The organism is Hydrocarboniphaga sp. (assembly GCF_965279055.1).
In the GTDB taxonomy this organism is placed as follows: Bacteria; Pseudomonadota; Gammaproteobacteria; order Nevskiales; family Nevskiaceae; genus Hydrocarboniphaga.
Genome location: NZ_OZ257125.1, coordinates 1,815,151 through 1,827,589, shown reverse-complemented (window position 1 = coordinate 1,827,589; position 12,439 = coordinate 1,815,151). Strand labels below are relative to the sequence as shown.

Below are 12,439 nucleotides of genomic sequence, written 5' to 3'. Positions count from 1 at the left end.
CATAAAGCCCGGCGGAATAGGTCGCAGAGAGACGACCTCGAAGGGTGTCGGCAGACCTCAGAACGACAGGAAGGCGCCGACGTTGAAGTTGTTGCTGGTGTTCTTGCCGCCGTCGTGCGCCTTGGTGGTCACGTCGCTGAACTCGGCCAGCAGGGTCAGGTTCTTGGTCAGCGAGTGATACACGCCGCCGGTGACCTTGCTGTTCTTCTCCAGCAGGTTCGGTGCCGCGGCGCGATCGGCCGAGCCGGCGAAATCGAGCTTGCTGACGCCGTAGTTCACGCCGAGCTTGGTCTTGTTGATGGTGTACGTGCCCTGCAGCAGGTAGCCGTCGGAATCGCGCTTGTTGCCGAAGCCGTCGTCGCTGAGCACGAACAGGCCAGTGGTACCCAGGCCGCTGCCGAAGTAGTAGCTGCCCAGCAGATCCAGATTGCCGAACTTGGCCTTGGCGGCAAAGTCGACGCCGGTGCTGCGATAGTCGTCGCCGCTGGGCAGATGCTGGGTCTGGGTGATGAAGCTCGACGAGAAGTACAGATCGCCGGCCTTGTAGGCGAGCTTACCGTGGAAGCCGGGCTGGCCTTCGGCGGTGGCACCGGTCTGGAACAGCGGCTCGATCGGATCGAAGATGCCCAGGGTCAGAGTCAGGCCGCCGAGCACCGATGGCGTGGTGTAGTTCATCTGCGCCAGGGTGTCGGTGTAGATGTAGCCGAAGCCGATCGAACCCAGCGAGGTGTTCGCCGGGGCACCGGTGGACATCGCGCCGCCGACGCCGACACCCGGCAGGGTCATGTCGTTGATGATCGCGTCGAAGCCGAACAGGCCGAAGTTGCGGCCCAGCGAGAACGTGCCGATGTCCTTGTTGCCGAAGGTCATGAACACCTGGCGCACGTCCAGGCCGGTGGTGCCGAGCGCGACGTTGCTGCTGCCGCTCTGCAGGTTGGGGCTGCCGCCGTCGTTGGTGCTGATGCCGGGATAAAAGCCGAAAGTACCGGTGATGTCGTAGCCGTCCTGTGTGGTCGCGACGCCGAACACCAGCGCCGCCGGCAACAGGCCGTTGCTGACCGACGACACGTTCTTCTCACCGCCGCCGTCGACCGCGCAGGCGCTGCCGACGGTGACGATCGCATCCGGGTGGTTTTCGCAGCTGGAGTGGATGTAATGGACGTTGACGTTGCCGTTGGCGGTGAACTTCCAGTCACCGGCCTGCACCTCGATCGCCTGCGCCGCAGTGGAGCTGAACAGGCCGACGATGCTGGCGGCCACGGCCTTACGCTGATAAGAATGCTTCATTTGATTCCCCTGATTAGGTCTTTTAGTTTTCGCCTGCCCTGTCGGGGGACAGGCGAAGCGCGGCCGCTGCGTTCTCATCACCACCGGTCATCCGGCGATCGCACCCGCTGCGGCGGCGCGCCAGGAGCAATCGATATGCCAACTGCGAAAACTGGCTTTTTTAAAGGGGTTTTCGTCATATTCCGAGCCGGCCGCGCATTTGCCGCTGAGGCAGGCTGTCCCGATCCAAGGACGAAACCTGCGGCAGATTCGCGACAGCCATTACAAACCGCGGCGTCGGTATTGCGCCTTTTGGGGACCCGAGGCGCCTGTCAATGCGACTTTGGTCGGCTGTCACGCCTCTGACACAGGCGTCACCCCGGTTTTTGTAGTCAAAAACCTCGCAATTGCCCGCCGACATTGACGCCGTCAGGCGGCGCCCTTAGGTTCGACTGGCCAGCGGTTGTCGATGACCGCGCTGCGGACCGAGGCAGGCCGGCAGGGGCAGGAGAAAACCATTAAGCCGGCACGCCACGACGCGGCCGCGATAACGAGGTGTTTCATGGGCGATACCGCATTGGTACAACATGCGCGCGGCGTACTCGGACTGGTCAACGGTCTGGGCGCCCCGCCCCGCGCCGTGATCGAGGAATCGGTCAAGAGTTCGTGGCAGCGCTGCGTCAACGACTACCGTCTCGACCCCTCGCGCTCGCATTCGCCCTGCGTCGTCGACAGCACCAATCTGAAAGAGCTGCAGGGCCAGCACGATGAACTGGTCGATATCGCGCGTGCCGAGATGGACACGCTTTACGATCAGATCAGCGGCTCCGGCTATGCGCTGCTGCTGACCGACGTCAACGGCATCATCCTGACCGAGAAAATCGATCCGACGCTGGAGACGATGTTCCGCAGCGCCGGCCTGATCATCGGCGCCGACTGGAGCGAGCAGACCGAGGGCACCAACGGCATCGGCACCTGCATCGCCGAAGGCCGCTCGATCACGATCCACAGAGCCGATCATTTCCGCGCGCGCCATATCGGCCTGTCCTGCTCGGGCTCGCCGATCCGCGATCCCGACGGCAAGATGCTCGCCGTGCTCGACGCTTCCGTGGTCGGCTCGCACGACACGCGCAGCAGCCAGATGCACACCATGGCGCTGGTCAACACCTCGGCGCGACTGATCGAAAAATGCCTTTTTTTGAGGCGTTGCCAGCAGTATCGCATCCTGCGTTTCCACAGCCGGCCGGAGTTCGTCAACCTGCTGCACGACGCCGCTCTGGCGCTGGCAGAAGACGGCACCATCGTCGCCGCCGACGACATGGCGGTGGCGCTGCTGTCGGTGCGGGGCCGCGGCGCGCTGGTCGGCAGCCAGGTCAGCGATCTGTTCGATGTCGACCAGGCTGAACTGGCGCAACTCGCGAGTACGCGCCAGACGCTGTTCCCGGCGCGCGACATCCGCCTCGGCCGGCGCTTCTTCATCAGCCTGGTGCCGGCGCAGCGTTCGGCGCAGCTGATCGAAGTGCACTACGGCCGCCGCAACACCGACATGGTGCACGTCACGCCGCTGGCCCGGCCGCCGGTGATGTCGCTGAGCGAACTCGCCGGCGACGATCCCGACATGCTGCGCAACGCACGCGCCGCGGCACGCGTTGTCGACAGCCAGGTATCGATTCTCATACAGGGCCCGACCGGCTCCGGCAAGGAAGCTTTCGCCAAGGCCATGCACCTGTCGAGCACGCGCGCGAGCAAACCCTTCGTCGCAGTGAATTGCGGCGCGATTCCGGAGACGCTGATCGAGTCCGAGCTGTTCGGCTATCGCCCCGGCGCATTCACCGGTGCGCGCAAGGAAGGCTCGCGCGGCTACATCATGCAGTCCAGCGGCGGAACGCTGTTTCTCGATGAAATCGGCGACATGCCGTTGAACCTGCAGACGCGTCTGCTGCGCGTGCTCGAAGAGCAGGAAGTGACGCCGCTGGGCAGCGACACGCCGGTCAAGGTCGAGCTGCGCGTGGTCAGCGCCTCGCATCGTCGGCTGCGCGACATGATTGCCGCGGGCACGTTCCGCGAAGACCTGTACTATCGCCTGAACGGCATGACCCTGGAGCTGACCGCGCTGCGCGACCGCAGCGACAAGGAGCGCGTCGTGCGCAACATGTTCGCCACCGAAGCCAGCCACGCGGTGTCGATCGAAGCGCCGGCGTTCTCGCGGCTGATGAGCCATGCCTGGCCGGGCAACATCCGCGAACTGCGCAATGTCGCGCGCACTGCGCTCGCGATCTGCGAAGGTGGCGTGATCCGCATGGGTGATCTGCCGTCGGATCTGCGCCTGTTCAGCGCGGCGGCTGTCGGCGCGCCGCTGGCAAATCAGCCAGCGCAGAGTGTTCCGGCGATGGCGCTGCCGAATCCCGCCGAACCGATCACGACGATGGGCACGTCTTCCGATAACCCGCTGCTCGCCGCCGAACGTATCGCGATCCTGCAGGCCGTCGAGCAATGTCGCTGGAACATGACGCTGACCGCGCGCCAGTTGGGAATGAGTCGCAACACCCTGTACCGCAAGCTCAAGCGCCACGACATCGCCGTCGGCGAGTCGCGGCGGGACGAAGTGTCACGCGGATGACACAGCAGGAGTGACACTCAACCTGTAGGAGCGGACCCTGTCCGCGACTGAGCGGCTGCAGCGCTCGCGGAAATCTCCCAGTCGCGGACAGGGTCCGCTCCTACAGGGTTGAGCGCCTTGCGGTCAGGCAGCCGGATAGAACAACAGATTCAGCACCGCCAATAAAATCCAGAAGCCGATCTCCAGGGTCTCGGTGATCGGCTGTATCCGCCGCAATGCGCCGTAGACATGCACCACGGTCATGAAACCGTAGACGCAGAACATCAGGTCGAAGGCCAGCCGCAGATCGGCGCCGGTCAGCGCCGCGCGCAGCGCCACCAACTCGATGATCAGGATGAAGGCACCCAGGCAGCGACCGAAGTAGACCGCCAGATCGGTGTCCTGCGGAATCTTCCACTGCATCAGCCGCGCCCAGACCAGTGGTTTCAGGAAGATCGGCAGTGCGAATGCAAGCGTGGTGCTGACCATCAGGATCAGCAGGTAGGTCGTCGCGTGGCTTGAATACAGTCCGATCATCGTCTTTCTCCCCGTTTCTGTCGTCGCACATGCAGGAGCGGGCTTGCCCGCGACAGCGAGTTCACAGTCGCAGGCAAGCCCGCTCCTACAGCGTGCAGCGCTTATCCCCGCAACTGCTCCAGAATCGCCGGATTCTCCAAGGTGCTGACGTCCTGCGTCACCGTCTCGCCGGCGCCGATCGAGCGCAGCAGGCGACGCATGATCTTGCCGGAGCGGGTTTTCGGCAAGCCGTCGACCAGGCGCACTTCGTCGGGGCGCGCGATTGCGCCCAGTTGCTCGGCGACCCAGGCGCAGAGTTCGCGCGGCAGGCCTTCGGCGAGCGCGTCGCTGCGTTCGCCGCGGACGACGACGAACGCCAGGATCGCCTCGCCCTTGATGTCATGCGGACGCCCGACGACAGCCGCTTCGGCGACACGCGGATGCGCGGCCAGCGCGGACTCGACTTCCATCGTGCCGAGGCGATGGCCGGAGACGTTGAGCACGTCGTCGATGCGGCCAAGGATCCAGACGTAGCCGTCCTCGTCGCGCTGCGCGCCGTCACCGGCAACGTAGATGTCGGGGCCGAAACGGCCGAAGTAAGTCTCGGCATACCGCTCGTCGTTGCCCCAGATCGTGCTCAGCATCGACGGCCAGGGTTTGGCGACGACCAGGAACCCGCCGCGGCCGATCTGCGTGACCGGCTTGCCGTCCTCGTCGACGATGTCCACCGCAATGCCGGGCAAGGGCCGCGTGCACGATCCCGGCTTGGTCGCGACCACGCCCGGCACCGGCGCGATCATCATCGAGCCGGTTTCGGTCTGCCACCAGGTATCGACGATCGGGCAACGCTCGCCGCCGATGACACGGTGATACCACATCCAGGCTTCCGGATTGATCGGCTCGCCGACGGTGCCGAGCAGGCGCAGCGAACTCAGATCATGCCGTTGCGGCAGATGGTCGCCGAGGCGCATCAGCGCGCGGATCGCGGTCGGCGCGGTGTAGAAGATGCTGACCTTGTGCGCGGCGATCATGCGCCAGAAACGCTCGCCGTCCGGATACGTCGGGATGCCTTCGAAGATCACCTGGGTGACGCCGTTGCTCAGCGGCCCGTAGGCCACGTAGGAATGGCCGGTGATCCAGCCGATGTCGGCGGTGCACCAGAAAACGTCCTCGGCTTTCAGATCGAACACCCACTGCATCGTCACCGTTGCGCCGAGCAGATAGCCGGCGGTGGAATGCTGCACGCCCTTGGGCTTGCCGGTCGATCCCGAGGTGTAAAGCAGGAACAGCGGATGGTTGGACTCCACCCATTCCGGCATGCACTCGGCGCTCTGCTGCGGCACCAGGTCGTGCCACCACAGATCGCGATGCGGCTGCATCGCGCAGCCGTCCATGCGTTGATACACCAGCACATGCTCGACGCTGGCGCAGCCGGAGCCAAGCGCCTTGTCGACAGCGCCTTTGAGATCGACCCGCTTGCCGCCGCGCGGCGCGGCGTCGGCGGTGATCACCAGCCGCGCGCCGGCGTCCTCGATTCGATCCTTCAGCGAATCGGCCGAAAACCCGCCGAAAACCGCCGAATGCACCGCGCCGATGCGCGCGCAGGCCTGCATCGCCATCACCGCCTGTGGGCCCATCGGCAGATACAGCACCACGCGATCGCTCTTGCGCACGCCGAGCGCGAGCAGCGCGTTGGCAAGGCGGCAGACTTCGGCGTGCAGCTCGGCGTAGCGGTATTCGGTGATCTTGCCGTCGTCGGCCTCGAACACGATCGCGGTCTTGTCGCCCCGGGTCGGCAGATGCCGATCGAGGCAGTTGTACGAGGCATTGATCAGGCCGCCGGTGAACCAGCGGTGACGCGGCGCGTCGCGACTGTCCAGGGTCTGCACGAACATCTGCTGCCAGCTTAATTGCGCGCGCGCCTGCTCCGCCCAGAAACCTTCGTGATCGCGCGACGCATGCGCGTACAGCGCATCGAGCTTGACCACGTCCAGATTGGCGGCAGCGGCGAACGCCGCCGGCGGCGCGAAGCTGCGCGTCTCGTGCATCACCGACTGGATGTTGTGATTGCGGCTGTCGAGCTCGGCGCAAAGCTGGTTGAAGATCGTCAGCACATGACCGACGCCATTGAGCGTGAACAGTTTGTCTTGCGCCTGGTAGTAGTCGAGCAGCGGACGCGTCTCGGTCTGGTAGACCTCGATGCGACGCATCACGGTCGCCTCCTTGTCGTCGCTGCGGCCTTCGGCGATGCCGCGCTCGATCAGGCGGCGACGCAGCTCGACCGCGGCCACGTCCAGATGCAGCACCTTGTCGATGCCCGGCAGCTTGCGCTCGGCCAGCAGCCGGTCGAGGGTCGCGGCCTGCGCGGCGTTGCGCGGAAAGCCGTCGAGGATGAAGCCCTTCGCCATGTCGGCCTCGGCCAGCCGCGCTTCGACGATACCGATGACGATGCGGTCCTCGACCAGCTGGCCGGCGTCCATCGCCGCCTTGGCCTCGCGGCCGAGTTCGGTGCCATTGCGCACCGCATCGCGCAGCACGTCACCGGTGCTGAGCTTGGGGATCGCATAATGCGCCGCCAGTTTTTCTCCCTGCGTGCCCTTGCCGGATCCCGGCGCGCCTAGCAGTACGATTCTCATTCTGGATTCCCTCGATTCGATAGCGACGGCGCTACACCCGCAGGCGCGGACGGCGCTCGGGAGCAAGGGTGATGCCAGTTGTCGATTCCAGCTGAAAACAGGCGGCTGGCGCGCTTTTACGGCGCTGGTATGCGCCAAATCCGGCAGCCGCAAAAAGAGGTCGTGTCAGATGCGCAACAGCCTGTATCGGCGGCCGCGCCGCAGTGGCGCAGCCTGGCTCAGCCGGTTGCCATCGCCGGATCGCTGACGCCGTGCCGGCCGGTTTCGATGCGGCCGGCAAAACGCCGCGTGAAAGCGGCGGCGTCCGCGGCGCTCACGCTGAAGTCGTACCAGCAGCCGGAATCCTGCAGCGCCCAGCTCTTTTCGAGCTGCTGCCCGGCCGGTACGTCGACGGTCCACGGGCCGTCGCTGCGATAGGCCAGCGCGGTGATCGTCATGCGCTGCGTCGTGCTGCCGCTGTTCTTCAATGTCAGTTGCAGCTCGCCCTGGCCGACTTCGTAGCAGGCCGCGACTTCGCTCGTGGCGCCCTGCGCGTTGCCGACGAAATGCCGATGGAAACCGTTCGGACCCAGCACCCACAGGTCGTAGGCGCCGTCGAGCAGATTGCCGCTCCAGTCGTCGGCCAGCATCTTGCCGGCCTCGACGGTGTAACGCCGCGGCAGTTGCGACAGTGCGCGGCGATCATAGACATGGAATACCGCGCCGGCCGCGCCGCTGTTGGCGAAGACCAGGCGCACGCGCCGCGTCGCCGCGTCGACCTTGCTGCCGACATGCAGCTCGTAAGGCAGGGCACGCGACGGCCGCGTGCCGCTTGCCTGCTGCGGCAGGCTGCCGGCGTCGCCGGTCGGCGCGACGATCTGCGCCAGCGCTTCCTGCGAGGCACGCAGCGCATCGGCCTGTTCGCGCGTCTGTGCGGGTAGTGCCGGCAGCGCTTCGTCGTTCGGACTATCGAAGTTGAAAGCCGAGGTCAGATCGCCACAGACCGCGCGACGCCAGGCGCTGATGTTGGGCTCGGCGACGCCGAAGCGGCGTTCCAGGAAACGAATGATCGAGGTGTGATCGAAAGCCTGCGAATTCACCCAGCCGCCGCGACTCCACGGCGAAATCACCAGCATCGGCACGCGCGGGCCAGGCCCGTAGACCAGGCCGCTGCCGTGACGCTCGCTGCTGTCGTCGACGGTGCTGGCGCCGGCCTTGCGGCCGAGCAGATCGACTGAAGGCGCACAGGGTGGCGGCAGATGATCGAAGAAGCCGTCGTTCTCGTCGAACATCAGCAGCAGCACGGTTTTCGAAAACACCTCCGGGCTCGCGGTCAGCGCCTCGATCACCTGCTGCGTGTACCAGGCGCCCTGCACCGGCGACGACGGCCCGGTGTGCTCGGAATACGCGGCCGGTGCGACCACATAGCTGACCTGCGGCAGCAGGCCGGCGAGCACGTCGTCGCGCAGGCCCTGCAGATCGTTGTTGCTCAAGCTGCTGCTCAAGCCGCGCGTGACCAGCGGCGAAGCCGGATCGCTCTCGTACGCGGCGCGGAAGGTCTTGAAGCCCTCCAGCGAGTTGTCGGTGAAATTGTCGGCCATGTCCTGATATACATTCCAGCTGATGCCGGCGGCCTGCAGGCGCTCGGCATAGGTGGTCCAGGTGTAGCCGTCGGCGGAAGGGCCGAGATCGTCGTTGGTATTGTCGATCGCCGGGCCACCGCCGTCGCCGCCCGGCCCATTGGTGCCGGTGAACATGAAAAGCCGGTTCGGATTGGTGCTGCTGTGGATCGCGCAGTGGTAGGCGTCGCAGATCGTGAACGCGTTCGCCAGCGCGAACTGGAACGGCAGCTCGGCCTCGCGGTAATAGCCCATGGACTGGCGCTCCTTGTACTGCGGCCAGTACCCGGTGCGGCCCTGGTTCCAGGCGCCGTGCGCGTCGAGCCAGCCGTGCGGCGTGCCGTCGACGCGCTGCGCGTTGCCGGCGCTGCCGTCGAGGTGATACGGCAGCACTTCGACGCCGAAGCTGTCGTGCTGCTGCCACACCGTGCGGTCTTCCGGCAACGGAATCGTGAAGCGATCGCCAAAGCCGCGCACGCCGCGCAGCGTGCCGAAGTAATGATCGAAAGCACGGTTCTCCTGCATCAGGATCACCACGTGCTGCACGTCGGCTATCGATTTGGTTTCAGAGCTCGCCGGGATCGCCAGCGCCTCACGTATGCAGGCCGGAATCATCGCGCCGGCAACGCTGCCGCCGGCGATGCCGAGAAAACCGCGACGATCGATACGCAGGCTCATGAGCGCTCGCCCGGCTGCTCGTTGCAGGCGACGTTCGCGATCACCGTCTGCGCATTGCTGGCGACGACGCTGGCGTCCGGCGCGCAATGCACTTCGCGCGCGGCCGGCGGCACGGATATGCCTTCGGGATGGCCCATGCTGTCGCTGCAGGCGCACAGCAGCAGGCTCGCGGCGAACGCGGCGAGATGGATCATCGATGGCGGCTTGGTCTTCATGTGCGGCTCCCCTGGCGAACCGGCGAGATTAGTAAGCGCATTTGAAGGCCTGATGAAATGCCGCCGCGTTCTCGCATGAGCTGATTTTTCCATCGCGGGCGACGCGCCCGGTAACGGCGCCGTCACGACATCGGCCAACACTGTGCGTTTGCCGACGCCGATCCGACCCGATGACTCAGCTTCATGACGCACAGCGCCGCCAGCTATTGCTGACCGGCATATCGCTGCTCGGCCTGCCCCTGCTCGATGCCTGCGGCGGTTCGGGTGGCAACGATGCGCCGATCGACGAACCCGGCGGCCCGGTCGATCCCACACCGGCAACGCATCCGCCGCGCGCTCTGCATGCGAGCTTCACCGACGACCCGACGACGACGCGTACCGTGTCCTGGTTCACCGACGGCCTCGACGATCCCGGCAGCGTGATTGAATACGGGCCGGTCGACGCGGGCATGAGCGCGGAGGAAATCGCCAACGCGCCCTTCCCTGCGCGCGCCGAAGGCGTCAGCAAGTCGGTCTACGGCGTCGACGCGCTGACCCACAGCGCGGTCGCCACCGCGGTGCCGGCGGACAGGGCGATGCGCTATCGCGTCGGCTCGACTAAGGGCTGGTCGGCGGTGCAGTTGCTGCAGCCGGCGCCAGCCAGCGGTTTTCGCTTCGTGCACTTCGGCGATCATGCGACCAATGCCGCGAGTCGTGCGGTGGTGCAAGCCGTTGCCGCACGCCAGCCGGATTTCGTGCTGATCGCGGGCGACCTGTCTTATGCCAACGGCGACCAGGCCGTCTGGGACCAGTATTTCGCGATGCTCGAACCACTGGCTTCCGGGTATCCGGTGATGACCGCGCCCGGCAATCACGAGGCCAAGGACGGCGGCGGCGAAGGCTATCGCAGCCGTCTCGCGCAGCCCGGCAACATTACCTGGTACGCCTTCGACTACCAGAACGTGCACTACTTTTTCAGCACCGGCGGCTCGCTGGTCGACGGCCTCGCCGGCGCCGGTGATCTGGCCGCGGAACTGCTGGCGATCGAGCTCGATCTGGCGCAGGCCGCGCTGCGCCGCGCGCGCGGCGAAATCGACTTCATCATCTTCGTACAGCACTATCCGATCTGGACCGACGAGGACGGGCGCGATCCTGCGGATTTCACGCTGGTATTGCTCGAAGAACAGTTTCTGCTGCGCTACGGCGTCGATCTGCTGCTGGTCGGTCACGACCACATCTACGAGCGCTCCAAGCCCATGGCCTACGGCCGGCCGCTGGACGGTGGCTATGTGCAGGTGACGCAGGGCGGCGGCGGTCAGGACCTTTATACGATCCTGCCGCAACTGGCGAGCTGGTCGGCGTTCGCGACCGTGCGCTATGGCTTCAGCGAGTATCAGGTACAGGGCCAGACCATCAGCATCAACAGCCATGCAATCGACGATGAAAAGAATCAGCTTCTCGCCGGCGGCGCGACGCAGATCATCGACCGCTTCGAAGTAGCTTCGCGCAACAGCGCCGCAAGGCTGGCCTATGCCAGACCGGCGCGTGCGAAGAACGAGTTGCTGAAAAATCTGGACGCGATCATCAGGCACACGCAGCGGCGCAATGCATTTCACGATGCGGTCGAAAGCGGCGCGGTGGTGGTGCCGGCGATTTGAGTGCGTCGACCGGCGCCGCGGTTCCGCGGCGGCAGGGATGACGGGCGACAGGCTCGCTTTCCGTTCCCGGACTCGCTACGTTGCAACCCGCTGACAGCGCCGATGCTCTAGCATGCCGCTCGATGACTCAACATCTGCCCGACGCACTCACTGTCGAAGCCGGCGCGATCGTCGCGCTGCGGCTGTTCGACATCGCCTACGCGATCGATCTCGCCGCCGCGCAAGCGGCCTGGGCGCGACACACCCAGGGCGCCAGCAGCGGCCGCCGCAGCCAGCTCAGCGGCACGCCGGCCAAGGCGATTGCCTTCGACGTGCCGCCGGTGCTGCTGCCGCTGGACAGCGTGACGCTGACGCTGCCCGGCGGCGACGTGCTGGCGCAGGCCAGCGCGCGACTCTACGACTTCGGCGTCGTCGCCCTGGCGGTTCGCATCACCATCGAGCAGCGCAGCTGGGCCGAGTTCAACGAACTCATCGAAGCCGTCAACCTGGCCATCGGTGGCGTCGCCACGACGTCGATCTGGGACGATCTGCTGGCCGGGCTCAAGCCCTTGATCGCCGGGGCGCTGACGCGGCCGACCACGTCGACGATCCAGGAAGATTATCTGCTGGGCATCGTCCATCGCTGGAACGAGACGCTGACGGCGGCCGAGCTGCAGGATCGCGTCGATCTGGTGCCGATGCTGTCCGGCGAGCGGCGCCCACTGTCGGAGGGCGCGCGCCGCGAACTGCTGCGGCAGCGGTATTCGTACTACGAGGACGACCTGGTCGTGCTGACCTGGGATCGCGCCTTCATCTACGAGCCGCGTGGCGACTCCGACGTCGCCGACGTGCTCGAAGTCGCCAACGCGCAGCTGCTGGAGCTGCGCTATTACGACGAGCTGCTCGACGACGAACTGCCGCGCATGAACGACCTGGTCGACGAGACGCGCGGCTCGATCGGCGTGCTGGCGCCGCGGCGTTTCGCCCACCTGGCGCGGCGGCTGTACACGCTGGTCGCCGACGTCACCGAAATCACCGAGAAAGTCGACAACGCGCTACAGGTGACCGAGGACGTGTATCTGGCGCGCATCTACAGCGCCGCGCTTGAGCTGTTCCGCGTGCCCAACGTCAGCTCCGCGGTGGATCGCAAGCTGTCGATCATCCGCGACACCTATACCGCGCTGTACGACGAAGCCTCCGGCGCGCGCGGCGAGCTGATGGAGCTGGCGATCGTGGTGCTGATCGTCGCGGAAATCGTGCTCGCCCTGCTGCGGCACTAAGAACCAAAGCGGCGGGGCCTGACCCGCCGCTTTCG

The 12,439-nt window shown here is 65.8% G+C and carries 8 protein-coding genes and 1 pseudogene; 3 read left to right on the top strand and 6 right to left on the bottom strand.

Annotated elements, in window-relative coordinates; genetic code table 11:
* Positions 1-57: 57 nt before the first annotated feature.
* Positions 58-1,287 carry a porin gene (locus ACQZF9_RS08250; RefSeq protein WP_428312756.1) on the bottom strand — a complete coding sequence of 410 codons (1,230 nt, stop codon included), beginning with the start codon at positions 1,285-1,287 and terminating at the stop codon, positions 58-60.
* 448 nt (positions 1,288-1,735) lie between these two features.
* Here ACQZF9_RS08250 and ACQZF9_RS08245 point away from each other — a divergent pair, with 448 nt between their 5' ends.
* A complete protein-coding gene (locus tag ACQZF9_RS08245; protein WP_428312755.1) occupies positions 1,736-3,886 on the top strand; it encodes a sigma-54-dependent Fis family transcriptional regulator in 2,151 nt (716 codons plus the stop codon).
* Between the two features lie 123 nt (positions 3,887-4,009).
* Here the strand turns inward: ACQZF9_RS08245 and ACQZF9_RS08240 are convergent, their stop codons facing one another.
* The 5 genes and pseudogenes from ACQZF9_RS08240 to ACQZF9_RS08220 form a co-directional block, all read right to left on the bottom strand.
* Positions 4,010-4,402 carry a hypothetical protein gene (locus ACQZF9_RS08240; RefSeq protein ID WP_428312754.1) on the bottom strand — a complete coding sequence of 131 codons (393 nt, stop codon included), beginning with the start codon at positions 4,400-4,402 and terminating at the stop codon, positions 4,010-4,012.
* Positions 4,403-4,503: 101 nt separating this feature from the next.
* The gene (gene acs, locus ACQZF9_RS08235; RefSeq protein ID WP_428313395.1) at positions 4,504-6,429 is read right to left on the bottom strand and encodes an acetate--CoA ligase; all 1,926 of its coding nucleotides are present in this window, start codon (positions 6,427-6,429) and stop codon (positions 4,504-4,506) included.
* Between the two features lie 87 nt (positions 6,430-6,516).
* Positions 6,517-7,017 (bottom strand): annotated as a pseudogene (locus tag ACQZF9_RS08230) (adenylate kinase); the annotation flags it as partial.
* A gap of 218 nt (positions 7,018-7,235) precedes the next feature.
* Complete coding sequence (locus tag ACQZF9_RS08225; protein ID WP_428313394.1) at positions 7,236-9,287, bottom strand: phosphocholine-specific phospholipase C; 2,052 nt, start codon at positions 9,285-9,287, stop codon at positions 7,236-7,238.
* 2 nt (positions 9,288-9,289) lie between these two features.
* Positions 9,290-9,508, bottom strand: a complete 219-nt coding sequence (locus ACQZF9_RS08220) for a hypothetical protein (protein WP_428312753.1) — start codon at positions 9,506-9,508, stop codon at positions 9,290-9,292.
* A gap of 170 nt (positions 9,509-9,678) precedes the next feature.
* Between ACQZF9_RS08220 and ACQZF9_RS08215 the strand changes: the two genes are divergently transcribed.
* Together ACQZF9_RS08215 and ACQZF9_RS08210 are read left to right on the top strand one after the other, a co-directional pair.
* Positions 9,679-11,145, top strand: coding sequence for a metallophosphoesterase (locus ACQZF9_RS08215; RefSeq protein ID WP_428312752.1), 1,467 nt, complete (start codon positions 9,679-9,681; stop codon positions 11,143-11,145).
* Positions 11,146-11,267: 122 nt separating this feature from the next.
* The gene (locus ACQZF9_RS08210; RefSeq protein WP_428312751.1) at positions 11,268-12,404 is read left to right on the top strand and encodes a hypothetical protein; all 1,137 of its coding nucleotides are present in this window, start codon (positions 11,268-11,270) and stop codon (positions 12,402-12,404) included.
* The last annotated feature ends 35 nt before the right edge of the window (positions 12,405-12,439 follow it).